Origin of the sequence: Mesobacillus campisalis, assembly GCF_000986785.1 — a bacterium.
Taxonomy (GTDB): domain Bacteria; phylum Bacillota; class Bacilli; order Bacillales; family Cytobacillaceae; genus Mesobacillus_B; species Mesobacillus_B campisalis.
The window spans coordinates 146,330-171,256 of record NZ_LAYY01000008.1 but is presented as its reverse complement, the minus strand read 5'-3'; the positions used below and the strand labels follow the sequence as shown (position 1 = coordinate 171,256).

At 47.7% G+C, this 24,927-nt stretch carries 21 protein-coding genes and 1 other annotated feature; of the genes, 15 read left to right on the top strand and 6 right to left on the bottom strand.

Going from position 1 to position 24,927, the window contains the following annotated elements; all coding sequences use genetic code 11:
• Positions 1-55 precede the first annotated feature (55 nt).
• The 7 genes from WQ57_RS09425 to murC all read left to right on the top strand — a co-directional run bounded on the left by WQ57_RS09425 (position 56) and on the right by murC (position 7,906).
• On the top strand, positions 56-1,129 hold the full coding sequence (locus WQ57_RS09425; RefSeq protein WP_046523502.1) for a M42 family metallopeptidase: 1,074 nt from the start codon (positions 56-58) through the stop codon (positions 1,127-1,129).
• A gap of 52 nt (positions 1,130-1,181) precedes the next feature.
• Complete coding sequence (locus tag WQ57_RS09420) at positions 1,182-1,697, top strand: DUF84 family protein (RefSeq protein WP_046523501.1); 516 nt, start codon at positions 1,182-1,184, stop codon at positions 1,695-1,697.
• A 137-nt stretch (positions 1,698-1,834) separates the two neighbouring features.
• Positions 1,835-2,329 (top strand): hypothetical protein, encoded by a 495-nt coding sequence (locus WQ57_RS09415; protein ID WP_241481507.1) that lies wholly within the window; start codon positions 1,835-1,837, stop codon positions 2,327-2,329.
• A gap of 132 nt (positions 2,330-2,461) precedes the next feature.
• On the top strand, positions 2,462-2,776 hold the full coding sequence (locus tag WQ57_RS09410; RefSeq protein WP_046523500.1) for a thioredoxin family protein: 315 nt from the start codon (positions 2,462-2,464) through the stop codon (positions 2,774-2,776).
• A 3-nt stretch (positions 2,777-2,779) separates the two neighbouring features.
• Positions 2,780-3,577: a DUF1444 domain-containing protein gene (locus tag WQ57_RS09405; protein ID WP_046523499.1), complete on the top strand. Its 798-nt coding sequence runs from the start codon at positions 2,780-2,782 to the stop codon at positions 3,575-3,577.
• A 146-nt stretch (positions 3,578-3,723) separates the two neighbouring features.
• Entirely contained in the window at positions 3,724-6,408 is a 2,685-nt protein-coding gene (locus WQ57_RS09400; protein ID WP_420912392.1) for a DNA translocase FtsK, read from the top strand.
• 196 nt (positions 6,409-6,604) lie between these two features.
• A complete protein-coding gene (gene murC / locus WQ57_RS09395; RefSeq protein WP_046523498.1) occupies positions 6,605-7,906 on the top strand; it encodes a UDP-N-acetylmuramate--L-alanine ligase in 1,302 nt (433 codons plus the stop codon).
• A gap of 63 nt (positions 7,907-7,969) precedes the next feature.
• Here murC and WQ57_RS09390 read toward each other — a convergent pair whose 3' ends face one another.
• Positions 7,970-9,085, bottom strand: coding sequence for an aminopeptidase (locus tag WQ57_RS09390; protein ID WP_046523497.1), 1,116 nt, complete (start codon positions 9,083-9,085; stop codon positions 7,970-7,972).
• Positions 9,086-9,276: 191 nt separating this feature from the next.
• Between WQ57_RS09390 and WQ57_RS09385 the strand changes: the two genes are divergently transcribed.
• From WQ57_RS09385 to ccpA, 5 genes are all read left to right on the top strand, one after another.
• The gene (locus tag WQ57_RS09385) at positions 9,277-9,846 is read left to right on the top strand and encodes a DUF948 domain-containing protein (RefSeq protein ID WP_046523496.1); all 570 of its coding nucleotides are present in this window, start codon (positions 9,277-9,279) and stop codon (positions 9,844-9,846) included.
• 19 nt (positions 9,847-9,865) lie between these two features.
• The gene (locus WQ57_RS09380; protein WP_046523495.1) at positions 9,866-10,360 is read left to right on the top strand and encodes a YtxH domain-containing protein; all 495 of its coding nucleotides are present in this window, start codon (positions 9,866-9,868) and stop codon (positions 10,358-10,360) included.
• An 84-nt stretch (positions 10,361-10,444) separates the two neighbouring features.
• Complete coding sequence (gene ytxJ, locus WQ57_RS09375) at positions 10,445-10,771, top strand: bacillithiol system redox-active protein YtxJ (protein WP_046523551.1); 327 nt, start codon at positions 10,445-10,447, stop codon at positions 10,769-10,771.
• 207 nt (positions 10,772-10,978) lie between these two features.
• Entirely contained in the window at positions 10,979-12,055 is a 1,077-nt protein-coding gene (locus tag WQ57_RS09370) for a bifunctional 3-deoxy-7-phosphoheptulonate synthase/chorismate mutase (protein ID WP_046523494.1), read from the top strand.
• A gap of 269 nt (positions 12,056-12,324) precedes the next feature.
• A complete protein-coding gene (gene ccpA / locus WQ57_RS09365) occupies positions 12,325-13,323 on the top strand; it encodes a catabolite control protein A (RefSeq protein ID WP_046523493.1) in 999 nt (332 codons plus the stop codon).
• A gap of 33 nt (positions 13,324-13,356) precedes the next feature.
• On the opposite strand, the gene WQ57_RS09360 is transcribed toward ccpA, so the two are convergent.
• Genes WQ57_RS09360 through WQ57_RS09350 form a run of 3 tightly spaced genes read right to left on the bottom strand, consistent with a single transcriptional unit; the run spans position 13,357 to position 15,872 of the window.
• Positions 13,357-14,559: an acetoin utilization protein AcuC gene (locus WQ57_RS09360; protein WP_046523492.1), complete on the bottom strand. Its 1,203-nt coding sequence runs from the start codon at positions 14,557-14,559 to the stop codon at positions 13,357-13,359.
• Positions 14,556-15,203, bottom strand: a complete 648-nt coding sequence (locus WQ57_RS09355; protein ID WP_046523491.1) for an acetoin utilization AcuB family protein — start codon at positions 15,201-15,203, stop codon at positions 14,556-14,558. Before WQ57_RS09355 ends, WQ57_RS09360 begins: the two co-directional genes overlap by 4 nt.
• Positions 15,204-15,239: 36 nt before the next feature.
• Positions 15,240-15,872, bottom strand: coding sequence for a GNAT family N-acetyltransferase (locus WQ57_RS09350; protein ID WP_046523490.1), 633 nt, complete (start codon positions 15,870-15,872; stop codon positions 15,240-15,242).
• A 215-nt stretch (positions 15,873-16,087) separates the two neighbouring features.
• Here WQ57_RS09350 and acsA point away from each other — a divergent pair, with 215 nt between their 5' ends.
• Positions 16,088-17,806, top strand: a complete 1,719-nt coding sequence (gene acsA, locus WQ57_RS09345) for an acetate--CoA ligase (RefSeq protein ID WP_046523489.1) — start codon at positions 16,088-16,090, stop codon at positions 17,804-17,806.
• 115 nt (positions 17,807-17,921) lie between these two features.
• On the opposite strand, the gene WQ57_RS09340 is transcribed toward acsA, so the two are convergent.
• Positions 17,922-20,789, bottom strand: coding sequence for a transglycosylase domain-containing protein (locus WQ57_RS09340; RefSeq protein ID WP_046523488.1), 2,868 nt, complete (start codon positions 20,787-20,789; stop codon positions 17,922-17,924).
• 138 nt (positions 20,790-20,927) lie between these two features.
• Positions 20,928-21,136 (top strand) — a binding site (T-box leader).
• Between the two features lie 92 nt (positions 21,137-21,228).
• Between WQ57_RS09340 and tyrS the strand changes: the two genes are divergently transcribed.
• Positions 21,229-22,488, top strand: a complete 1,260-nt coding sequence (tyrS, locus tag WQ57_RS09335) for a tyrosine--tRNA ligase (protein WP_046523487.1) — start codon at positions 21,229-21,231, stop codon at positions 22,486-22,488.
• Positions 22,489-22,776: 288 nt separating this feature from the next.
• Here tyrS and rpsD read toward each other — a convergent pair whose 3' ends face one another.
• The gene (gene rpsD, locus WQ57_RS09330) at positions 22,777-23,379 is read right to left on the bottom strand and encodes a 30S ribosomal protein S4 (protein ID WP_046523486.1); all 603 of its coding nucleotides are present in this window, start codon (positions 23,377-23,379) and stop codon (positions 22,777-22,779) included.
• Positions 23,380-23,707: 328 nt separating this feature from the next.
• On the opposite strand from rpsD, the gene megL reads away from it, so the two are divergent.
• Entirely contained in the window at positions 23,708-24,901 is a 1,194-nt protein-coding gene (gene megL, locus WQ57_RS09325; protein ID WP_046523485.1) for a methionine gamma-lyase, read from the top strand.
• Positions 24,902-24,927 lie beyond the last annotated feature (26 nt).

Here is a 24,927-nt window from a genome sequence, read left to right as displayed (position 1 = left end):
ACAAATTGCACATACATATCTTTAGGGTATCTAAATAACAAAAAGGAGTAAAAATATGAATGAACAGACATTATCACTCTTTAAAACACTGACAGAGCTTCCTGGGGCTCCGGGCTTCGAACACCAGGTTCGGGCGTTCATGCGCGAGCAATTGGGACAGTATTCCGATGAAATTGTCCAGGATAAATTGGGCAGCATTTTCGGAGTCAAAAAAGGCAATGAAGACGGGCCGAAGATTATGGTTGCGGGCCATATGGATGAAGTCGGCTTTATGGTCACCTCAATCACGGATAATGGGATGCTGCGGTTCCAGACCCTTGGAGGCTGGTGGAGTCAGGTCCTGCTGGCACAGCGTGTGCAAATCATGACCGATAATGGCCCTGTCATCGGTGTAGTTGGCTCCAGCCCGCCACATCTGCTGGATGAGGCGAAGCGCAACAAGCCGATGGAAATCAAAAATATGCTGATTGATATCGGGGCGGATGACAGAGAGGATGCGCTGAATATCGGCATCAGGCCGGGACAGCAAATCGTTCCTGTCTGCCCATTCACACCAATGGCCAACGAAAAGAAAATCCTCGCTAAAGCATGGGATAACAGATATGGATGCGGCCTGGCCATTGAACTGCTGAAAGAAACGCAAAACGATAAGCTGCCAAATATCCTTTATTCTGGTGCGACAGTACAGGAGGAAGTAGGGCTTAGAGGTGCACAGACGGCAGCAAATATGATTGACCCTGATATTTTCTTCGCGCTGGATGCAAGCCCTGCCAATGATATGAGCGGCAGCAAAAATGAATTTGGCCAATTGGGAAAGGGTGCACTCCTTAGAATACTTGACCGCTCCATGGTCACTCACCGCGGCATGAGGGAATTCATTCTTGATACGGCGGAAAGCCATAATATTCCATACCAATATTTCGTTTCCCAGGGAGGGACAGACGCCGGCCGCGTTCATATGTCCAATGAAGGCGTCCCAAGCGGAGTGATCGGAATTTGTTCCCGCTACATTCATACCCATGCTTCGATTGTCCATATTGACGACTATGCAGCAGCAAAGGAACTGCTGGTGAAACTGGTTAAATCCTGTGACAAAACAACGGTGGAAACCATCAAGCAAAATAGTTAAGCCAAAAAAGAGGCAGCCTGTGCCTCTTTTTGCTGGCCGGAGGAGAGTAGAAATGATTGTAGCAATTGGATCGGAAAACCCGGCGAAAATTTCAGCGGTTCAGCAGGGATTTAAAGATCATCAATGTATCTTTATTCCAGTATCTGTTTCTTCGGGAGTAAGTGAGCAGCCGTTCTCCGACGATGAAACCATTCGCGGCGCTGTCAATCGGGCGATTTCGGCAGCGGCAGAGACGGATGCGCATATCGGAATTGGGCTGGAAGGCGGCGTGCAGCAAACAGAGCATGGCTTGTTTCTCTGCAACTGGGGAGCACTTGCGCTGAAAGGCGCAAGCCCCATCATTGCGGGCGGAGCAAGGATTCCGCTACCCAGTGAAATTGCCGAAAGACTGATGTCGGGTGAAGAGCTCGGCCCGGTAATGGATGATTATTCCAGAAAGCAGAATGTCCGTAAAAAAGAGGGAGCTGTAGGAGTTTTCACAAATGGAAAGATAGACAGGGAGGAAATGTTTGCCCATGTCATGAAGCTCCTGGTAGGGCAGTTTGAGTATTGGCATATAAATAAATAGGGGTTGGAAAGGTCCAACGGATGAAAAAAATGTCGAAAATTAGATGGAACTGTCATGAAATTCATGTGAAAGGGTTGTCACTGGCTAAATTACAGCAGTATGATAGTAAAGGATACGGTCCCAAGGAGGAAACCATTATGAAAAGATTCCGCTGGAGTATATTGCTTGCTGCCATGCTGCTTGGCGCCTGCTCTGCTTCCCTCGAAGAGCAGCAGGATGAAATCATTGAAGCAGCAGGAACGGAGTTTGCCAGTGAACCGGAAGAAACAAATCATAGCAGTCAGGATATAGATTTTCATCTGCCATTCGGCATTGAAAAAGAAGACGAAACACCCAATAATATTTTGCTTAAAAATGGCTCGAAAACGTACATTCTATTTTACAACCAGCATGAGCCGGCAGACAGCAAAGTTGTTTATGAATCAACCTTGAAGCAGCATGCCGACTGGGATGTTAACAGGATGTATGAACAGGACGGCAAATTTGGCTACCTGCTGATAAAGGAGCTCCCGGAAGAGAGCTATCAGGTGGTGACGGGCGTAGGCGGGGTCAAGGTGACAACTGAGACCAAAAACCTGAAATCAGATGTCCCGGCCATGATGAATATCGCCAATTCGGCCAAGGTAAAATAAGGAGCGCCATCCAGAGGGATGGCGCCTTTTTTTACCCCGGACGTGGAAGAAGCCAGACCGTTTAGTTTTCTTTTTTCAGGCTTCAAGTTTAAAATGTAAACAAAGTGTTATGTAAGAATGGAGGAACCATACATGAAAAAACTAGAGTCCATGGACCAATTTGAAACGCTAAAAAATACGGGAAAGCATATATTTTTATTTTCGGCAGACTGGTGCCCTGATTGCCGTTTTATCGATCCATTTATGCCTGAGGTAGAAAGCAAGTTCGCAGATTACAGTTTTATTTATGTGGACAGGGACCAGTTCATTGACTTGTGCATAGAGCTGGATGTATTTGGCATTCCTAGTTTTATCGCCTATAGAGACGGCAGTGAACTTGGGCGTTTTGTCAGCAAGGACAGAAAGACCCAGGAGCAGATCGAAGCGTTTATTGAAGGGCTGGCGTAAGGAATGGACAGCAGAAAAATGAGAAAAGAGCTGGAGGAAAGACTGAAATCCCCTGACAGGAGGTTCATTTATGACCGGGAAAAGGACCAGCTTCGCGTTGAAAACAAACACACAGGACGGGGGATTACTGTAGGCCTTCCTGGGATTATTGCCAAATGGCAGGAACAGAAGGAAAAAGCAATTGAGGAAACCGTTTATTATATAACAGAAGGATTGGCTGCCATGGAAGGAGAAGTCCAGCTCTCGGGACAGGAGCGCCAAATCTTCCCTGTTATCCGCTCCACTTCCTTTCCCGCAGAAGCCGAAGAGGGAGTGCCGTTTTTCTTTGACAGCCATACTGCGGAAACCAGAATTTACTATGCACTTGATATGGGGAAAACCTATCGTCTCATTGACAGGAAATGGATGGAACGGGAGGGCTGGGGCGAAAGCCAAATTAGGGAAACGGCCCTGTTTAACCTCAGATCCTTGCCGGCGGATTTTAAGGCCGATGAAGTGGCCGGCAATGTGTTTTATTTTTTGAATTCAAATGATGGCTACGATGCAAGCCGGATCCTGAATGACCGCATTCTGAACGGGATGAAAGAGAAATTAACTGGCACGATGGCCGTTGCCGTTCCCCACCAGGATGTATTGATCATCGCGGATATCCAAAATGATACAGGCTACGATATTCTTGCGCAAATGACGATGAGCTTTTTCGCCAGCGGCAGGGTGCCGGTCACAGCGCTGTCCTTTCTCTACGAAGAGGGGGAACTTGAGCCGATTTTCATTCTGGGAAAGAATTCCCCAAGAGCATAATAAAGGAAAACAGCCTGATTAAAAGCCCATGAAAAGGGCTTTTTCTCATTTCCTGAAATAAGAGATATGGCCTATTCTTTTATTTAGGCTCGAAAAATGGGCGATAACTGTTAAAATAGGAATGATACAAGATAGAAAGAGTGATCATGTTGAGTTGGATTAAAAAGCTATTCCAAATGTTTTCGGGAGATGAAGAAAACGGCCTTGAATCCAGAAGCAGGGAAGTATCAAAGCCGCTGCAGCCGAGGGATCCGAAACATTTTGAAATGAAGAAGGAACTTGATGCCAAAGTTTTATATCAATATCCAAAAGGGCAATTTAAGTTCCCGCTCATACCCGACAGCCCTCCCCGTGAGCGGGAAAGTGCCAAGCCTCGCCAGCGGCCTGCAGCACAGGACCAGGGATTGGCTGACGAGCTGGAACCAGTAAAACCGAAAACCCGGGACAAAATAGAGAAGCACGCGCAAATAAAGCCAAGCCGGCATCCGTTTCGTCCAACAGAAACGCCTTCTCCCGTTTTCGCCTTTAACAGGCCTAAACAAAGCAAAGAGGCAGAATTTGAAGTGAAAGGGTCGGTTAGCGAACCCCAGCCAAAGGAACCTGCTGTCAGGGCACCAAGCAGCTGGAGCGCCAAAAGAGAGGCAGATGAACGGAAATGGGAAGCCGTCAGCAAGATCCGGCAAGAAAAGCTGGCAGTGGATAAAATCTTCCCTGCTCCGGAAGAGCCGGCATCTGTCATTGAATATGAGCTAGAAGATGGGTTAGGGCTGGCGATGAAACCGGAGCCGGAGGAAAAGCCGGATTTCGTCCTGGAACAGGAGCCGGAGGAAAAGCCGGATTTCGTCCTGGAACAGGAGCCGGAGGAAAAGCCGGAATTCATCCTGGAACAGGAGCCGGAGGAAAAGCCGGAATTCATCCTGAAACCGGAGCCGGAGGAAAAGCCGGATTTCGTCCTGGAACAGGAGCCGGAGGAAAAGCCGGAATTCATCCTGGAACAGGAGCCGGAGGAAAAATCGGATTTCATCCCGGAACAGGGGTCTGTTGAAGTGCCTGAGTTCGAGACTCTGCCACAGCTGGCAGCGGCGGATAAAGAAAGCGAGCAAGAAAGCGAGCAAGAAACGTTTGAGAGTCCGGATTTAGGGAAAACAGGAGTGATTGCAGCAAACCAGACAGCAGATTCGCCATCCAGGGAAGAGGAACCTCAGGCTGTCGGGGAAAATTCCCCGCAATCGCCGAAACGCCATTTACCGTTCAATGTCTTGATGCTGAAACAGGATAAGCGCAAACTGGAAAACCGGAAAAAAGAGGAGCTGGCTCCGGTTACAGCCGCTGTTGAACCGGCAATCACCCAAGACAAGGACATAATTGGGGAATCGGCACCGAATAGTGTAAAAGAAACACCCAGGGCGTATGAATTCCCGCCGCTCGATCTTCTGAAGCCGCCTGTAATCGCCGCAACCAATCAGGATTGGCTGCAGCACCAGGAGTATCTGCTCAATGAAACACTGAAAAACTTCAATGTAGGCGCAAAGGTTGTTAATGTTACCCAAGGGCCCTCTGTTACCCGGTTTGAGGTGCAGCCTGAACCAGGTGTAAAAGTTAACAAGATTACCAATCTATCAGATGATATTAAATTGAGCCTTGCGGCAAAAGATATCCGCATTGAGGCACCTATTCCCGGGAAACATACAATTGGAATTGAGGTTCCAAATGCTTCCAGCAGACCTGTCCTGATCAGCGAGATACTGCAGACAAGCGGGTTCCAATCAACTGCATCTCCTTTGGCTGTTGCCCTGGGCCTGGATATTGCCGGTTCGCCGATTGTAACGGATCTCAAGAAAATGCCTCACGGATTGATTGCCGGAGCAACTGGATCAGGAAAAAGTGTGTGTATCAATACCATGCTGGTAAGTCTTTTATACAAGGCCCATCCAGATGATGTAAAGCTGCTGTTAATTGATCCGAAGATGGTTGAATTGGCCCCTTATAATCATATTCCGCACCTCGTCAGTCCGGTCATTACCGATGTGAAAGCAGCTACCGCTTCTTTGAAATGGGCTGTGGACGAGATGGAAAGGCGCTACGAGTTATTCGCGCATACAGGAGTCAGGGATATCGGCAGATTCAATGAGTTGGCCTTGGAGCATAAACGTTATCATGATAAACTTCCTTACATCGTTATTATCATTGATGAACTTGCAGACTTGATGATGATGTCTCCGGCTGATGTGGAAGAAGCCATTTGCCGAATTGCCCAAAAAGCGCGGGCCTGCGGAATACACTTGATCATTGCAACACAAAGGCCTTCCGTAGATGTCATCACCGGCCTGATCAAGGCGAATGTTCCAACAAGAGTGGCATTTTCAGTATCGTCCCAGGTGGATTCTAGGACCATCATCGATATTAGCGGAGCAGAAAAGCTTCTTGGAAAAGGGGATATGCTCTTCCTTGAGAACGGCTCTTCCAAGCCATACAGACTTCAGGGCACATTTGTTTCCGATCGCGAAATTGATGAGGTTGTTGCTTTTGTGCGGAAACAGCGCACGCCGGAATATTTATTTGAACAAGATGAGCTGCTGAGGAAGTCGCAGCTCACTGAAGAAGAAGACGAACTTTTTATTGAAGCGTGTTCCTTTGTGATTGAGCATGGAGGAGCTTCAACATCAAGCATTCAGAGGCGCTTCAAGGTTGGCTACAACCGGGCGGCAAGGCTGATTGATATGATGGAGCAGCATGGCTTCATTTCTGAGGCGCGGGGCAGCAAACCGAGGGATGTCCTCATTACTGCCAGCGATCTTGAATCTTTTCAGGAGACTAGTACTTTAGCGTAAATGATGGTATCCTGATCATTGCACAGTTTGAGGTATATAATTAAGTATTCAGCAAAATAGAAAATGGATGTTGGAAGTGATATAATACTTTAATATCCAAAACAGCCACAGCCGGGCGCCTTTGGCCCGGCGTGAGCAAAACAATCTTACTGTCATATACTGTGTTACATACAGACGTTTGTTGGAGGTTCTTTATATGACTATTTACCATTTTGTAGGTATAAAGGGGTCTGGAATGAGCGCGTTGGCTCAGGTTCTCCATGATATGGGCTACCAGGTACAGGGCTCTGATGTCGAGAAACAATTTTTCACCCAGTACGCCCTTGAACAATCCGGAATAAAGATCCTTCCGTTTGACAAGGAAAACATACAGCCAGGGATGTCCATCATCGCCGGTAACGCTTATCCGGACACACATGAAGAAATCGAACGAGCCCGGGAACTGGACCTTCCGGTTGTCCGATACCACCGCTTCCTTGGTGAATTCATGGAAAATTTCATCAGTGTGGCGGTCACTGGCGCTCACGGGAAAACATCGACTACGGGTCTTCTCGCTCACGTGATGAAGGGTGGAAAGCCCACTTCTTTCCTTATTGGGGACGGTACCGGAAAAGGGGACAGGGCCGCCGAATATTTTGTGTTTGAAGCATGTGAATATCGGCGCCATTTCTTATCCTACTTTCCTGACTATGCCATTATGACGAATATCGACTTTGACCATCCTGACTACTTCGCGAATATCGAAGATGTTTTTTCTGCTTTTCAGGAAATGTCGTGGCAGGTGAAAAAAGGTATTTTTGCCTGTGGCGATGATGAACAGCTTCAGAAAATCCAGGCAAAAGTTCCTGTGGTTTTCTACGGATTTGCCGAGGAAAACGACTTTCAAGCCCGCAACGTAGTGAAGTCGACAGATGGAACTACCTTTGATGTATTTGTTAGAAATACGTTCTATCATACTTTCTCCATTCCGACATATGGCGACCATAATGTCCTTAATGCACTGGCTGTCATTGGGCTTTGCAATTATGAAGGAATCGATGCGAAGATCATTGAAGAGCAATTAAAGACCTTCGAGGGTGTAAAACGCCGCTTCTCCCAAAAGGAAATTGGCGGACAGGTAATCATTGACGACTATGCGCACCACCCTACCGAAATCAAGGCGACCATTGATGCGGCAAAACAGAAGTACCCTGACCGCGACATCATTGCGGTTTTCCAGCCGCATACGTTCACAAGGACGCAAACTTTCCTTCAGGAGTTTGCAGACAGCCTGAGCCAGGCGGATAAAGTTTATTTATGTGAAATCTTTGGCTCTGCCAGGGAAAACCACGGAAAGCTATCCATTGAAGATCTTCGGCAAAAAGTGGAAGGCGCAGAAACCATCTCCGAAGAGGATACTTCCGTGCTGCAAAAGCATGAAAATGCCGTAATCGTTTTTATGGGGGCCGGGGATATCCAGAAATTCCAGCAAGCCTATGAAGACACACTAAAAGTGTAGTGACCTTACACGGCATCCATTTAAAAAGGCATCGATTTCCAAAATCGATGCCTTTTTTCATTTCTATTTGAGGTTTTCGGGATTTAGTGCTTCGAGTTTCCCAATGACAAAACGTCCGTCTTTGCGAATCAGGACATCATCAAAATAAATTTCGCCGCCGCCGTATTCCGGCCGCTGGATGTTGACCATGTCCCAGTGGATATTTGAATGGTTTCCATTGTAGGCATTGTCATAGCTCTGCCCAGGAGTAAAATGAAAGCTTCCATCTATTTTTTCATCAAACAGGATATCCTGCATTGGCGTCTGGATGTAAGGATTGACGCCAATGGCGAATTCGCCGATATAGCGTGCACCTTCATCCGTGTCAAAAATTTTGTTGATGCGCTCGCTATCATTAGCTGATGCTTCCACAATCTTCCCGTCCTTGAATGTAAGGGAGACATTTTCAAAAGTGAAACCCTGATATGGAGAGGGAGTGTTGTAAGTGATGGTTCCGTTGACAGACTCCCGCACTGGGGCGGTGTATACCTCGCCATCAGGGATATTCATCTCGCCGGCGCATTTTATGGCTGGAATATCCTTAATGGAGAAGCTGAGCTCGGTGCCAGGGCCGGTAATCCTGACTTTATCCGTTCTATCCATAAGTTCGACAAGCGCGTCCATCGCTTTGTCCATTTTGCCATAGTCCAGGTTGCATACATTAAAATAATAGTCTTCGAAGGCTTCTGTGCTCATCTTGGCCAGCTGGGCCATTGAAGAAGTCGGGTAGCGGAGAACCACCCATTTTGTTTTTGGGACACGGATGTCTCTATGTACCTTTTTGCCAATCGTACTGCCGTGAATTTTCATTTTATCATCGGGAACGTCAGCATGCTCATTGATATTGTCTCCAGAGCGAAGACCGATATAGGCATCCATTTTGTCCATTACATTCGCTTCGAACTCGGCCATCATATTAAACTGTTCTTCCTTGGCGCCCAGCAGGAGGGACCTGTCTACCTGGTGGTCTTTTAGAAGGACAAATGGGTAGCCTCCAGCTTCATAAGCTTCTTTTACCAGTGCCGTAACAAGCTCGCGCTGCAGGCCGAAATTTTCAATCAGCACTTTTTCTCCTTTATGAAGCTTAACGGAATAGTTGATTAAATTCTTTGCCAATTTGGCAATACGCGGGTCTTTCATGTGCATCCCTCCAGGTTATTGTAAAAAAACACAGTATTATTGTACCTCATGGTCTGGTTTTTTCCTAAAGTAATCCTTATGATAAAGAGGGAAGGAATTGGGAACGATTAAGAAGAATACATAAGAACCTAAGTGTTTTATATCCCTTAAGTCAGGGTAAAAAGACTGTAAGCTAAACGGAGGTGCATACGATGGAAATCATTCTTTATTTAAGTGCTGCCTTGGCAGCCGTCGCTTTTCTGGTACTGGTCATTTACCTGGCGAAAACGTTAAAATCATTGCAGATGACGCTGGACAGCGTTGCCAATACGCTCACTGGCCTGGAGAGGCAGCTGGACGGGGTGACCCGGGAAACAACCGTGTTGCTACATAAAACCAACACGCTGGCTGACGATATCCAACAGAAATCGGAGAGCCTGAACACAGTGGTAACAGCCGTTAAAGATGTCGGCAATTCTGTACAAAGGTTTAACCAGTCAATCCACACGATCAGCACAATGGTAGACAGCCAAATCGATAAGAACCAGGATAAGATTTCCCAAGTCGTTCAATGGGGAAATGTGTTCCTTGAACTGAAGGACAAGTGGAAATCCAGAAGGACAAGCCCCATCAGCCACCAGCTCGAAGGTGAAAGAGTCCTTGCCAGAGAGCAGGAGCGCGAGCGCAGCCTGGCCAGGGAACGGGAAAGGCTTATTGCCAAAGAGCAGGAGCGAGAGCATGAAAGAGTCCTTGCCAGAGGGCAGGAAAGGCAAAGATACTAATAGAAGAGGTGATGATACCATGTCAAACAGGGAATTCAATGGAAGAGAATTTAACGGAAGAGAAGTTAGCGGAAGAGAATTAAACGCACGGAATGATTCCGGCACGAATTCACGCGATTTCCTAATCGGCGCCATCATTGGAGGCCTTGCTGGGGCTGCGGCTGCCTTGTTTTTGACGCCAAAGTCAGGCAAGGAATTGCGCACGACCTTGAATGAGCAAAAGGACAAAGCCATTACGAAGAGCAGCGAGCTTGCATCCACAGCGAAGGAAAAGGCCAACTCGCTTGCACAGACCGTTTCCCAGCAATCCTCAGACTTGGTCAGCAAAGTAAAAGGGAAACAGGGCCAAGGCCAGAATGAGGGGCCTGAGGGCGATTTGGAGAATGTCCCTACTTCAATGGCCGAAACCAGCAGCATGGAGCAGACCCACACGGCCACCAACGAGGAAATCCAGCGAAAGCTGCAAGAAACACAGGCAGCTTTTGATGAAACAGAAGAAAAACTGAATCAGTAAAGTTGTTTTTGCAGGCGGTGAAGTGATAGAATTGCTTCACCGCTTATTTTTATAATAAACAGAAATTTTTGAGGAGTGAGTATGGTGAATAAAATCAGTTCAATTGAGGAATTTGACAAGCTTACCGAAGATGGGACAACATTCCTGATGGTCAAACACAGCCTGACATGCCCAATAAGCCAGGCAGCATTTGATGAATACGAAAGCTTTTCAGCAGAAAATTCGGTTCCGTGTTACTATTTGGCGGTGCAGGAGGCAAGGCCATTATCCAATCATATTGCCGAAAAATATCATATTAAGCATGAGTCGCCGCAGGCCATTCTTTTTTCTAACTCCAATGTTTCCTGGCATGCATCTCATTGGAAAATCACGAAAAAGTCCCTGGCTGAAGCTGTACAGGAAAGCAAATAAACATCCATGGCATCCATGGATGTTTTTTGCACATTCCGGGATTCATCATTTACATAGGCAATTATCTTTACTTTATGTTACTTTAGCGCTTAAAAGCGTTTAATTAATAAAGAAGTTCGTGACAATCCTTACTAATTCATATATAATAACCCTAATATAAAAAAGCAGTAAGATTCTGATAACTAAATTCGAAGGGACGGGACGATAATGAGCAACGAAAAGCTGGACCAACTAAGAAAGCGCGTGGATGAATTAAATCTGGAGCTGCTTTCCCTAATCAATGAGAGAGCCCTGCTTGTACAGGAAATTGGCAAGGCGAAAGAGACGCAGGGGGTTTACCGTTACGATCCTGTCCGTGAACGCCACATGCTTGACCTAATCAAGGAAAATAATGACGGACCGTTTGAAAACTCGACGGTTGAACATATCTTCAAGCAAATTTTCAAGGCGGGCCTGGAGCTTCAGGAGGATGACCACCGCAAAGCGCTTTTAGTCTCACGCAAGAAAAAACCGGACAATACCGTCATCGATGTGAAAGGTGTTAAAATTGGCGATGGCAGCCAGCAGTTTGTTTTCGGACCATGTTCGGTTGAATCATATGAGCAGGTTGCAACTGTGGCGGCAGCAGTCAAAGAAAAAGGTTTCAGGCTGCTTCGCGGAGGCGCTTATAAACCAAGGACATCTCCATACGACTTCCAGGGACTGGGCCTCGAGGGCCTAAAGATCCTTAAAAGGGTTGCCGATGAATATGATATGGCTGTCATCAGTGAAATCGTCCATCCGAACGATATTGAAACGGCTGTGGACTACATTGATGTGATCCAAATCGGTGCGCGCAACATGCAGAACTTTGAGCTTTTAAAAGCAGCAGGTGCAGTCAACAAGCCTGTTCTCCTGAAGAGAGGCCTGTCAGCCACCATCGAGGAGTTCATCAATGCGGCTGAATACATTATGTCCCAAGGAAATGGACAGATCATTCTTTGTGAGCGCGGCATCCGCACATATGAAAAAGCTACCAGAAACACACTTGATATCTCAGCGGTACCTATCCTAAAACAGGAAACGCATCTTCCTGTCATGGTGGACGTTACCCATTCCACAGGAAGAAGGGACCTGCTTCTTCCAACTGCGAAAGCAGCCTTGGCTATTGGGGCGGACGGCGTAATGGCAGAAGTACATCCGGATCCGGCTGTAGCCCTGTCAGACAACGCACAGCAAATGGATCTTAAGCAGTTCGATGAGTTTGTCAACTCTCTTCGTGCATCCTCTTTTGTTCATATCTAAAATTAACGAGCACCTCCCCTCTTTTAAGCAGGGGAGGTTTTTTCTTGGAAGAATAGGCTATTAATCATATGAAGCTGATTTTATGCAAAATATATGGGCATTTTCTGAAAAAAACACCCCTTCAGATTGCGGGAATGGCGTGGATATCGTATGATTAATAACAGGATTATTCTTGTACATATAATCACAATCTCAAAAATGTTTAATATTGTTGATTATGCTGTAAACTAACAGAAAAGATATGTGCCGGAATGTAAGGAGTGGTATTCATGAATATAACAATATACGATGTCGCAAGGGAAGCGAATGTATCGATGGCAACGGTTTCCCGGGTTGTCAATGGCAATCCCAATGTAAAACCGGTGACCAGGAAAAAGGTTCTCGAAGTCATTGAAAGGCTGGGGTATCGTCCTAACGCAGTAGCAAGAGGGCTGGCGAGCAAAAAGACAACAACGGTAGGAGTTGTCATTCCCGATATCTCCTCCCCATTTTTTGCGGAACTTGCCAGAGGAATCGAGGATATTGCCACCATGTACAAATACAATATCATCCTCAGCAGCTCTGACCAGAATAAGGAAAAAGAGCTTCACCTATTGAATACAATGCTGGGCAAGCAAGTGGACGGCATTGTTTTCATGGGTGGCAATATAACGGAAGAACATGTGGACGAATTTAAAAAATCACCTGTGCCGATTGTTCTTGCCGGATCAATTGAAAGTTCCGAGAGCGTTCCGACTGTCAATATCGACTATGAGCAAGCAACATTTGATGCCGTTCAGGTTATGGTGGATAAAGGGCATGAAAAAATCGCCTTTGTGGTTGGACCGCTCCATGAACCAATTAATACGGAGAAGAAGCTTGCCGGTTACAAGCGTGCACTTGAAGAGGCCGGGCTTGGCTATGAAGAGGATCTGGTGATTGAAGGTGATTATACGTATGATTCAGGTTTGGAGGCGCTGGAAAAGCTTCTTGAGGTGCCAGAAAAGCCTTCAGCCGTCATCGTAGGTTCCGATGAAATGGCACTTGGTGTTGTACACGGTGCAGTGGATCGCGGATATAACGTGCCGGAAGACTTTGAGGTGATCAGCTCTGACAATACAAGGCTGGCCCTGATGGTCCGTCCCCAGCTGACAACGATTGTCCAGCCTTTATACGACATCGGCGCAGTTGCGATGAGGCTCCTGACTAAACTGATGAACAAGGAGACAGTAGAAGATCAAACAGTTCTCCTGCCGCATAGAATTGAATACAGGCAGTCCACGAAATAATAAAAAAAGGCCGCATTTAATTGCGGTCTTCTTTTATTGTTTTCGTGGAGCCTCTGCCTTTGGTTCCAATTCCTCCGACTTCTTCTGGCTTCTGATTGGATAGAGTGCTTTTTCAAGTGTCTGGCTGTTTTTTTCTGTGATTTCCTGTTTCCGGGGAATGGGCTGATAAATCCCGTCAGGATCCTCCCATTCCTTTGGAAGCGGCACCTCGGCTTTAGATTGCCATTCCTGTATCCATTTTTCGGGGAGAAGGCCATGGCAATTCGGGTTTTCGGTCATTTCCATCCAGATCAGCGCCCAGGCGCGCGGCACCACCCGCCATATATCGTAGCCGCCGCCGCCGACGGCAATCCACTTGCCGCCGCAATATTGGTGGGCGATCTGGTGGGCCAGCTTGGGAATCTCCCGATATATTTTCATCGTGGCCGAGAGATGTGTCAGCGGATCGTAATAATGGGAATCCGCTCCATTTTGGGTGAGGATAACGTCAGGTTTAAAGAACTCTGCCACTTCGGTAATCGCCTGCCGGTACGCATCCAGCCAGGACTCATCTTCCGTAAACGCATCGACCGGAATATTGAAGGAATAGCCATAGCCTTTTCCCTGACCGCGTTCGTTCACATTTCCTGTCCCGGGAAACAAGTACCTTCCTGTCTCGTGTATGGAGAGTGTGCATACATTCGGGTCGTCATAAAAGGACCATTGCACGCCGTCGCCATGGTGGGCATCCGTATCCACGTATAATACCCGCGCATTGTATTTTTCCTGCAGGTATTTGATGGCTACTGAACTGTCATTGTAAATGCAGAAGCCGGACGCTTTACCGCGGAATCCGTGGTGCAGCCCGCCCCCAAGATGGAGGGCATGACTAGCTTTGCCGGTCATTACCTGATCTACCGCAGTCAGGGTTCCTCCCACGAGCAGGGAGCTTGCTTCATGCATATTTTCAAAAATTGGGGTATCGTCCGTTCCAAGGCCAAATCCATCCGCTGCCTCGGACTGAAGCTGACCATGGCCGGCAAGCCTGACAGCGTTTACATAATCGGGGTCGTGAATCAGGAACAGCTCGTCCTCGGTTGCGGGGCGAGGAACAATGATCTGCTCATCCGAGATGGCATTTGCCTTCTGGAGAAGGTCAAGCGTCAATTTCAGGCGCAGCTGGTTAAAAGGATGATGGCTGCTGAATTTGTATTTAAGCAAATCCTCTGAATAGACGAAAACGGAATTGCCGCTCATGATGAAACCCCCGGAAGATTTGGCCATAGTACATTGAAACCCGCCTTTTTCAAATCATCAATCAGGCTGATGGGATTCATGGTCTGGACCCTGAACACAAGAATCTTATAGCTTGCATCCTGCCGATCGGGGTAGACAAGGACAGAGGAGATGTTTGCTTTCCTTGCACTGATAATCGAAGCCACACTGTTCAGCATGCCTGCCTTGTTAGGGACTTTCACTTCGATTTGCGATCCGGGCTGATGCGCTCCTGTCAAGGCCACAAGAGTGTGGAGCAAATCTGTTTCTGTTATAATCCCAACAAGCTTCCGGTCATTGACTACAGGAAGGCAGCCGATATTATGCTCATAAAATAGTGCTGCGACTTCCTCGACAAAATCAAGCGGATGGCAGGTGATCAGCTCGGTCGTCATCAAGCTTTCAAGCGGTTTGGCCAGTATGCCCTGGTCATCCTTGCGGAGGAAAATGGAAGGAAGTGCAGCGCGGATATCACGGTCCGTTACGAGGCCGACCAGCTTCCCGCTTCCATTGACAATCGGCAAATGCCTAATCCTTTTCTTCTCCATCAGGTCGCAGGCTTCTTCAATCGTATTTTCGGGCTTAAGCGTCCTTACGTCGCTCTGCATGATTTCTTCTACTATCATCATAGTCCCCCTTGCTGGATTGATAGATTTTGAGGATCAATACATAAATCGGTTCATGAACCTTAAACGATCGAATCTTTCAACCGATTCAGGGCCAATTCTTTTTCCGATCCTTGCCATCAGGCAATTCGCCGGGTGGGAACTGATTTCGGGATCATCGGTCGCATACCATTCAAGACCCCCCGCGTTCATCATTTTTTCCATCATTTTCCGATACTCCCATACATTCAGCCCAGTGCTCTTTAAATCCCAATGCCAATAATATTCTGTCGTAATAATAATATAATCTTCCATTGCATCATCCATCATCGAAACGACCAGCAGGTTTTTGCCTACTGAGGCACCGCGAAACTTCGGGATAACTTCAATGGCCCCAAGTTCGATCAAATCCTCCATGCCGCCTTCCGACCAGCGCTCAAGCGGATCCGGATACAGATAGGTAACATAGCCGACTATCATATGCTCGTGCCTGGCAATAATGATTCTGCCTTCAGGCAACTTGGCAATCTCAATCAGGGCCTGATGCTGCTGGGCGGGCTGCCTGAAAGCAACCAAATCGTGGTGGAACTCCAAATTTGCAATTTTTTCGGAAGAAACAGGGCCCTCGATAATCAGGCTTCCATGGACCGTTTTTACTTCTTTTGCGTTGTAAGTTTTTTTATGTTCCATTCAGTCACCACCAAAACAGTTGGAATTCTCCTCTCTATTATACATGAAAATGGAAAAATAAAAGCGTTTTCACTAAATTTTCTGTCTTATCCGGCCAGCCAGAAAACAGGTGGTTTTGATAAAAAATGTTATTCTCCACAATTTTAAAAATTGTGAAAATAACATATTTATACTATAATGTTTTTTAAATACGATGAGTTAAGGGGGACACGTGAATGAAAGTGGAAGCGTTACCAGTAATCAAGGGGTCTCACAATCTCCAAAACTATGAAGAGACGTATAGCCAATTTAATTGGCAGGAGGCCGAAAAGAACTTCTCCTGGTCCGATACCGGCAAGGTGAACATGGCGTATGAAGCAGTCGACCGCCATGCCGAAGGATTCCGGAAAAATAAAATAGCCCTTTTTTATCAGGAAGGAAACCGCAAGGAAAAATATACTTACAGGGAAATGAAGGAATATTCCAACCAGGCTGGGAATGTGTTTAAAACATATGGTGATGTAGAGAAGGGAGACCGGGTATTCATTTTCATGCCGCGCTCTCCGGAACTATATTTCGCGGTGCTTGGTGCCATCAAGCTTGGGGCCATTGTCGGACCGCTGTTTGAAGCATTCATGGAGGGAGCGGTGCGTGACCGTCTGCAGGACAGCGGGGCAAAGGTCCTTGTGACAACACCGGAACTTCTAAAGCGCGTACCAGTGGAGGAACTGCCGGAATTGAAGCATATTTTCCTGGTAGGAAATGATATTGAAGAGTCCGGAAAGTTCATTGATTTTAACAAGAAGCTGGCCGCTGCCAGTAAAAAGCTTCAAATCGAATGGGTCGACCGGAGTGATGGACTGATTCTCCATTATACTTCCGGCTCAACAGGGAAGCCAAAAGGGGTGCTGCACGTCCATAATGCCATGGTCCAGCACTACCAGACGGCCAAATGGGTACTGGATTTGAAGGAAGAGGATGTCTACTGGTGTACAGCAGACCCCGGCTGGGTGACTGGCACCTCCTATGGAATATTCGGACCTTGGCTGACAGGCTCAACAAATGTTGTGGTGGGGGGACGCTTTAGTCCGGAAACATGGTACAGCATGATAGAGGAATACGGTGTGACCGTCTGGTACAGTGCGCCTACGGCGTTCAGGATGCTGATGGGAGCAGGGGATGAAGTTATCAAGAAGTTTGACCTTTCAAGCCTGCGCCATATTCTGAGCGTAGGTGAGCCGCTGAATCCGGAAGTGGTCCGCTGGGGCATGAAGGTCTTCAACCTGCGTATCCATGATACCTGGTGGATGACAGAGACAGGCGCTCAGCTGATCTGCAACTATCCTTGTATGGAGATTAAGCCGGGATCAATGGGCAAGCCTATTCCAGGAGTCAAGGCGGCGATTGTCGATGACCGCGGCGAAGAGCTTCCGCCTTACCGCATGGGCAACCTGGCCATTAAAAAGGGCTGGCCTTCAATGATGCATACAATCTGGAACAATCAGCCAAAATACGAATCCTACTTTATGCCTGGCGACTGGTATGTTTCAGGCGATTCCGCTTATATGGATGAAGATGGCTATTTCTGGTTCCAGGGCCGGATTGATGATGTCATCATGACATCCGGAGAGCGTGTTGGCCCGTTCGAGGTAGAAAGCAAGCTGGTCGAACACCCGGCAGTGGCAGAAGCCGGAGTGATTGGGAAGCCGGACCCGGTCAGGGGCGAAATTATCAAGGCATTCATCGCTTTAAGGGACGGCTACGAGCAGTCGGATGAACTGAAGGAAGAAATCCGCCAGTTTGTCAAAAAGGGTCTCGCAGCCCATGCTGCACCAAGGGAAATCGACTTCCGTGACAAGCTGCCGAAGACCCGGAGCGGTAAAATCATGCGCCGCGTCCTAAAGGCCTGGGAGCTCGACCTTCCGACAGGTGATTTATCAACGATGGAAGACTAGGAAGCCTGCGCCAACCGCAGGGCTTTCATGCAAAAAAAGGAACCGTTCCGCGGTTCCTTTTTTGCGTCTTTGATAACAAAAGGCGGAGGAGCCATCCTCCGCACAAAAATATGATTTAGCTTTCATCCTCAGGATCATCAGGTGTCTCTTCCGGAGGCTTTTCGCCATCAGCTGGCTTTGGTGTATCCTCTGCTTTTGGCTTATTCTCCTGTTTTGGTTTCTCCGCTTCTTTTTCCTTAGGTTTCTCCTCGCCAATCTTTACCATATTGGAAGGGGCGGACTCCTTGCCTGCGATATCAACCGCGGTCACATGGAAGGATCCATTTCCGGCAGAATAGGATAGCGATGATCCAGACTTGATGCTCGCAACTTTTTTGCCATTATTGTATATCCGATAACCGACCACATCATTATCGCCATGAGAACTCCACTTTATCGTCTTGCCGCTCGCACTGATTTTAAGCGGAGATGGCGTACGGCCGTTTTCATTCAGCTTGGAGCTGGCCACAAGGATGTTGGACCAGGCTTCTTTTCCGGGCACAAGCTGGGATGGATTTTTAATCTTATGGCCAATGAGGCTTTCCATGTAGCTTGGATCAATCGTTACCCCGCCAGTTTCCACAAATTCGCCTGGTGTGGAATCGAGGGCGAAGTAGCGTTTATCCCCAACCCTTACAAATCTGCTCGCCGACAGGCTGTCGTCGACCTTTGTCGGTGCATACTTGGCGATAAAGAGGTCTGACTGGACCAGTCCTGCATCAGAACAAGCTTTGGAAGGCAGCAAGCCTGAAACAGAGCAATAAGACCTTCTGACAATCCCGCCTGGCATTTCAAAACGCTGGTCCGGATCGACAAGCTTGGGATCCACATCATAGGCTGCGTTCATCAAGTCAGCCCAAAGATAAATATTCCGCATCCCATAGCTTACTCCTTTATAAGATCTCTCCAATGACAGGTTCACGTCATATCCGTTCCAAACGCCGAATGAGACATTGGGATTCGTGGCAACAAACCAGGAATCATAATAATTATGGCCTGTTCCCGTTTTGCCTGCCCAGTCCGAACTGAATTTCAGCCGGTTGTTAAGGGAGGTGGCTGTGCCCCGGGTGATGACATCGCGCATCATATCAACCGTCAAATAGGCTGTCTGCGGACTGAATACATCCACAGGCTCGGATTTGTGTTCAAAAATGACATTGCCATCCTTATCGGTAATTTTATCGATCATGTACGCATCGATAAATTTGCCCCCGTTGGCAAATGTTCCATAGGCATTGACATTTTCTTCAACAGTTACACCCGCAATGGAGCCAAGGGATGCCGAAAGGTTCGTATGGTCATCCTTCTCGAGGGAAGTGAAGCCCATCTTCTCCAGGAACGTCGTCGGCCTTTGGTTCACAATATTTTTGTAGGCGACGACAGCAGGAACGTTATAGGAACGTGTCAGTGCATAGCGTGCTGAAGTCAAGCCGCTGTAGCTTCTGTCGTAGTTGTTTGGCCACGGTTTTCCTGGTCCATTAAGGTAAACTTCAACGTCTGGAAGCACGCTTCCCGGATGAAGCTTTCCTAGCTCCATGGCCGGAGCATAGACAAGCAATGGTTTCATCGTGGAACCGTTTGGTCTCTTTGCAAACGTAGCGTGATTTACTTGTTCCCGTTTAAAATCACGGCCACCGACAAAGCTGATGATTTTTCCAGTTTTATTTTCAATCAGGATGGCTCCCAGCTCTACCGGCAGGGTAACGTTTTCCATCTTGCCTGTTTCAGGATTACGCTGCTGGATGGTTTTGTTGCTTCCATACAGCTGAAAGTTCTTTGCGACCTCCTGCATGCGGTCATAGATTTCTTTATTAATCGTCGTATGGATATTGTAGCCGCTCTGGCGCATGTTCCGGTCAGCCAGGGCATTGAATTCAGCCCGGAGGTCTTTATCGTTATCGTAATCCTCCGGCTCATAGCCTGCCTGCTCAGCCAAAATCTTCGCGAGGATATCTTTGGCCCTCTTTTCAATTTCCATTGTGAGATACGGGTACTCCTCAATTGTATTTCCGCTGTCTGCCTCTTTTAGAAAGTCCTTTGTGATATCGTAGGCAGACGCTTGATTATATTCTTCCTCCGTGATGAAACCGCCGGTATGCATTCTTTCAAGGACGGTTTTCATTCTCGACAGCCCGGGCTCCAGATTTTCCTTCAGCTTTCCCTGATCGCTGCTGAAAGGAGTATAGCCGAATGGGCTTTGCGGCAGTCCAGCAATGAATGCCGCCTGCGGCAAGGTCAGATCCTTGACATCGACGCCGAAAATTCCCCTTGCGGCCGCCTGGACGCCAGCGATGTTATTGCCGGAAGCATCACGGCCGAAGGTAGCGACATTCAAGTAGGCTTCAAGAATTTCCTCTTTTTCAAAAAAACGCTCGAGGCGCAAGGCAAGCAGAATTTCCTTTGCCTTTCTTTCAAAAGAAACCTCGTTTGTCAGGATTTGATTTTTTATCAGCTGCTGCGTCAGCGTGCTTCCTCCAGAAGAGTTGGCCGAATTGGTCACTTCCTGGAACAGGGCGCGCATGATCGCTTTGGGCACAACCCCGTCATGCTCGTAAAAATACTCATCTTCTGTTGCAATGACAGCATTGATCAGGTGCTGTGAAATATCCTTCAGCTCCACTTCTTCCCGATACAGGTCGGTTCGAAGTTTTCCGAGGTAGACATTATCCGAAAAAAACAAGTTGGATGTTTCCTCATAGTTGTAGATTTCTTTCTTCATCTTATCATAGGAACGGACTGGCTCATCCTTTACAAGTGATGCAAAATACCCTGCACCTGCGCCGCCGGCAAAGCCGGCCCCGATGACGATGATGATGAGGAACAGCAACAGCAGGTTCCAGACGACACTGTAAGTAACCCTGGCGCTTTTTACTGTTCGTTTATTTGTAAAAAAAGCCGACCAGGATGTGAATCTATCTTTCCATCCGCGTTTTTCTTGACTCATTATCACTCCCCCTAAAACACATTCATTATAGCATAAACACGGCAGGGGAAATGACAGCGGTTTACAATTTCCTGATTTTTTCATCATGCAGTTTGACAATATCCCTGAATATATGGTAAAAATGCTTTAATAATATTATAAAAAGCTTTGACGGGAATCCAGTAGTGCTTCTATCCCTGTTTCCAGAAAGCCGGCGGAGGCTGCGAGCCGGTACAAATAGAAGGATGAATTACCTCCCCGAGCGCCGCTGGGAAATCAGTAGCAGCGGACGGTCTAACCGTTATCTTTTCGAGTGGAAGACAATTTGTTTTCAAGCCGGGTGGTACCGCGCATACAGCGCCCCTGCATTTATTGCAGGGGCGCTTTTTATTTTCATGCGGAGCGTTCCGGGCTGAAAGGAACCCAACGGAGCTTACTTTATGTAATGGAGGAAAACGCAATGGAATTATTGGATGATTTGAGATGGCGTGGAGTAGTTTACCAGCAGACAGATGAGGAAGGTCTTGCTGAAACATTGGATAAGGAAAAAATTTCGTTATATTGCGGTGTAGACCCGACGGCTGACAGCATGCATATCGGGCACCTTCTGCCGTTTTTAACCTTAAGGCGTTTCCAGAATCACGGCCATCGTCCAATTGTCCTGGTCGGCGGGGCAACAGGGCTGATTGGGGACCCAAGCGGAAAAAGTGAGGAAAGAAAGCTGCAAACGCTTGAGGATGTGGAAAGGAATGTAAAAGGCATCCAAAAACAGCTTCAGCAGATTTTTCATTTTGAAGGAGAAAATGGGGCCATCCTGGTGAACAACTATGACTGGACCAGCAAACTCGACGTGGTGACATTCCTGCGCGACTTCGGGAAGCATGTCGGCGTCAACTATATGCTTGCCAAGGACACGATTTCCTCCCGTCTTGAGACAGGGATTTCGTTTACCGAATTCACGTACACCATCCTTCAGGCGATGGATTTCCTTCATTTATATGAAAACCATCAGTGCAAACTGCAGATCGGGGGCAGCGACCAATGGGGCAATATCACCACCGGCCTTGAGCTGATCCGCAAAATGGCTCCTGAAGGATCAAAGGCATATGGCCTGACGATTCCGCTGGTAACCAAGGCAGATGGAACAAAGTTTGGCAAAACGGAGGGCGGCGCCATCTGGCTTGATCCGGAAAAGACATCACCATACGAGTTCTACCAATTCTGGATCAACACAGCGGATGCCGATGTCGTAAAATACCTTAAATTCTTCACCTTCCTTTCCAGGGAAGAAATTGAAGCATTGGAAGCATCCCTTCAGGAAGAGGCTCATCTGCGAAAGGCGCAAAAAGCTCTTGCCGAAGAAATGACCAGGATGATACATGGAGAGGAAGCATTGCAGCAGGCTATTAAAATTTCGGCCGCTCTGTTTAGCGGTGATGTGAAAAACCTTTCTGCGGCCGAAATTAAGCAAGGCTTCAAGGATGTACCATCCTATGAGGCTCCTGCAGGCGAGGAGCTTGGGCTGGTCGACCTTCTTGTTGCGGCTAAAATCAGCCCATCAAAACGCCAGGCGCGGGAAGACGTCAGCAATGGAGCTGTGTCGATTAACGGCGAGCGCCAGACAGACACGAACTATGTATTAAGCGCAGCGGACCAGATTGAAGACCAATTCACGATTATCCGCCGCGGCAAGAAAAAATACTTCCTTATTAAATACTAAATACGTAACCTCCCGGCTTGCCGGGAGGTTTTTTTAGTGAGAGCCTCAGTTCCTGGATGGAGGAGGCAGCGGGAGATTCGGACAGGGGCGGGGGAAAAGCGTGAATCGAGTCCGCATGGAGCTCTCATTCGGACAGGGGCCGGAGAGAAAACAGGAAATCCAGTCCGAATGCCTCCTCTCCCCATGCCACCCCTCCACTCTACAGTCCAACCAAACTAGCAATCCCTGCAATCCACAAAACAAAAATCCCCTGCCGTTTCCGGAAGGGGGTTTTTGTTACTGCTATGATTAACGAGAGTAGAATTCAACGATAAGAGCTTCGTTGATTTCAGCTGGAAGTTCAGAACGCTCAGGAAGACGAGTGAAAGTTCCTTCTAGCTTATCAGCGTCGAAAGTCAAGTAGTCAGGTACGAAGTTGTTCACTTCAACTGCTTCTTTAACAACATCAAGGTTGCGGGACTTTTCACGAAGGCTGATTGTTTGGCCAGGAGCTACGCGGTAAGATGGGATATCTACGCGAGATCCGTTAACAAGAATGTGGCCATGGTTTACCAGCTGGCGAGCTGCACGGCGAGTGCGGGCAAGACCTAAACGGTAAACAACATTGTCAAGGCGGGATTCAAGAAGAACCATGAAGTTCTCACCGTGAACGCCTGCCATTTTGCCTGCTTTGTCAAACAGGTTGCGGAACTGGCGCTCAGTTACTCCGTACATATGACGAAGCTTTTGCTTCTCTTGAAGCTGCAATCCGTATTCGGAAAGCTTTTTACGCTGGTTAGGACCATGTGGACCTGGTGCGTAAGGGCGTTTTTCTAATTCTTTACCTGTACCGCTTAGAGAGATTCCAAGACGGCGGGATAGTTTCCAGCTTGGGCCGGTATAACGAGCCATGAATGACTCCTCCTTGTGTTTTTATTTCGGTAAAATAAAAACAGTTCGTGAAACGCAGTATGCGTATTCTGTTTTCATGCACCTTCGCCCTAGCAGCAGCGGGTTACACGATGCACCATCAAAGCAATTAGGTCTTTGAGGAACAAAATACACTCATAAAGGTCTTCACTTAGGCTGCGATATTTTACACAAAGAGTATTATATTATTTTTAAAGCGTAAAAGTCAAGGTGTATTTTTAAAAGGACAAAACCCTTTTCATATCCGCAGCCATATCATATTCTAGAAGTGGTGGTTTGTAAACGCTTACAATAAAACAGGAGGAGAAGCATGGAGAAGAATAAACGCTTTGAAACAGATGTCATCCACATGGGGTATGATTCGGGAGAGAACAGCGGGAGCCTTGTGCCGCCATTATTTCAGAGCAGTACATTTACATTCGCAAATGCGGCCCAGGGGGAAAGGCGGTTTGCCGGGGAAGAGGAAGGGTATATCTATTCGCGGCTGGGCAACCCGACTGTGAAGGTGCTTGAAGAAAGGATGGCAGCGCTCGAGGGAGCCGAAAAGGCATTGGCATTTGGCTCGGGCATGGCCGCCGTTTCTTCCGTCCTGTTTTCCATCGTGAAGGCTGGCGACCATATCCTTTGTTCCCAAGGGGTTTACGGCTGTACATTTGGGCTCCTGCAGCTTATGAAGGATAAGTTTAATGTCGATCATGATTTCTCGTTAATGGAAAGCAGGGAAAGTGTCCTGCAGGCCATTCGCCCCAACACGGTTTGCATTTATATCGAAACCCCAATCAATCCAACGATGCGGCTGGTGGACCTGCAAATGGTGGCGGAGGCTGCGAAGGAAAAAGGCATTCCGGTCGTGGTGGACAATACCTTCTGTTCGCCTTATCTCCAAAAGCCTCTGGAGAAGGGCTGCGATGTGGTCATTCATAGCGCGACCAAGTATGTTTGCGGGCATGGAGACGTGATAGCCGGTTTGGCAGCGGGCAGCGAGGAATTTATGAGCAAAGTGGCCATGACCACCCTTAAGGATATGGGCGGGGTCATATCCCCGTTCGATGCCTGGCTGCTCCTGAGGGGCCTGAAAACTTTGCATGTCAGAATGGACCGGCACTGCGAAAATGCCGAAAAGCTCGCCGCTTACCTGAAAGCCCATCACGCAGTGCAAAGCGTATATTTTCCCGGAAATCCCGGACACCCCGATTACAGCATTGCTAAAAAACAGATGCGCAGGCCTGGGGGGCTTATCTCCTTCACGATAAAAGGCACAAAGGAAAATGCCCAGGCATTCATGGATAAATTAAAACTCATTAAGATTGCTGTCAGTCTTGGGGATGCAGAAACGCTCATCCAGCATCCGGCAACGATGACCCATGCTGTGGTTCCCCGGGAAGATCGGGAAAAAATGGGGATAGATGACAGCCTGCTTCGGCTGTCTGTCGGCCTTGAAGCATGGGAGGACATATGGGGAGACCTGGAGCAGGCCTTAAGCGCTGCTTCAGAAAAATGCTAAAAAAAACAGCTGCATGGGCAGCTGTT

Excerpts from the sequence above, each read along its gene's own strand:
- WQ57_RS09425 (WP_046523502.1), top strand. The coding sequence starts at position 56 with ATGAATGAACAGACATTATCACTCTTTAAAACACTGACAGAGCTTCCT.
- WQ57_RS09420 (WP_046523501.1), top strand. The coding sequence starts at position 1,182 with ATGATTGTAGCAATTGGATCGGAAAACCCGGCGAAAATTTCAGCGGTT.
- WQ57_RS09415 (WP_241481507.1), top strand. The coding sequence starts at position 1,835 with ATGAAAAGATTCCGCTGGAGTATATTGCTTGCTGCCATGCTGCTTGGC.
- WQ57_RS09410 (WP_046523500.1), top strand. The coding sequence starts at position 2,462 with ATGAAAAAACTAGAGTCCATGGACCAATTTGAAACGCTAAAAAATACG.
- WQ57_RS09405 (WP_046523499.1), top strand. The coding sequence starts at position 2,780 with ATGGACAGCAGAAAAATGAGAAAAGAGCTGGAGGAAAGACTGAAATCC.
- WQ57_RS09400 (WP_420912392.1), top strand. The coding sequence starts at position 3,724 with ATGTTGAGTTGGATTAAAAAGCTATTCCAAATGTTTTCGGGAGATGAA.
- murC (WP_046523498.1), top strand. The coding sequence starts at position 6,605 with ATGACTATTTACCATTTTGTAGGTATAAAGGGGTCTGGAATGAGCGCG.
- WQ57_RS09390 (WP_046523497.1), bottom strand. The coding sequence starts at position 9,085 with ATGAAAGACCCGCGTATTGCCAAATTGGCAAAGAATTTAATCAACTAT.
- WQ57_RS09385 (WP_046523496.1), top strand. The coding sequence starts at position 9,277 with ATGGAAATCATTCTTTATTTAAGTGCTGCCTTGGCAGCCGTCGCTTTT.
- WQ57_RS09380 (WP_046523495.1), top strand. The coding sequence starts at position 9,866 with ATGTCAAACAGGGAATTCAATGGAAGAGAATTTAACGGAAGAGAAGTT.
- WQ57_RS09370 (WP_046523494.1), top strand. The coding sequence starts at position 10,979 with ATGAGCAACGAAAAGCTGGACCAACTAAGAAAGCGCGTGGATGAATTA.
- ccpA (WP_046523493.1), top strand. The coding sequence starts at position 12,325 with ATGAATATAACAATATACGATGTCGCAAGGGAAGCGAATGTATCGATG.
- WQ57_RS09360 (WP_046523492.1), bottom strand. The coding sequence starts at position 14,559 with ATGAGCGGCAATTCCGTTTTCGTCTATTCAGAGGATTTGCTTAAATAC.
- WQ57_RS09355 (WP_046523491.1), bottom strand. The coding sequence starts at position 15,203 with ATGATAGTAGAAGAAATCATGCAGAGCGACGTAAGGACGCTTAAGCCC.
- WQ57_RS09350 (WP_046523490.1), bottom strand. The coding sequence starts at position 15,872 with ATGGAACATAAAAAAACTTACAACGCAAAAGAAGTAAAAACGGTCCAT.
- acsA (WP_046523489.1), top strand. The coding sequence starts at position 16,088 with ATGAAAGTGGAAGCGTTACCAGTAATCAAGGGGTCTCACAATCTCCAA.
- WQ57_RS09340 (WP_046523488.1), bottom strand. The coding sequence starts at position 20,789 with ATGAGTCAAGAAAAACGCGGATGGAAAGATAGATTCACATCCTGGTCG.
- tyrS (WP_046523487.1), top strand. The coding sequence starts at position 21,229 with ATGGAATTATTGGATGATTTGAGATGGCGTGGAGTAGTTTACCAGCAG.
- rpsD (WP_046523486.1), bottom strand. The coding sequence starts at position 23,379 with ATGGCTCGTTATACCGGCCCAAGCTGGAAACTATCCCGCCGTCTTGGA.
- megL (WP_046523485.1), top strand. The coding sequence starts at position 23,708 with ATGGAGAAGAATAAACGCTTTGAAACAGATGTCATCCACATGGGGTAT.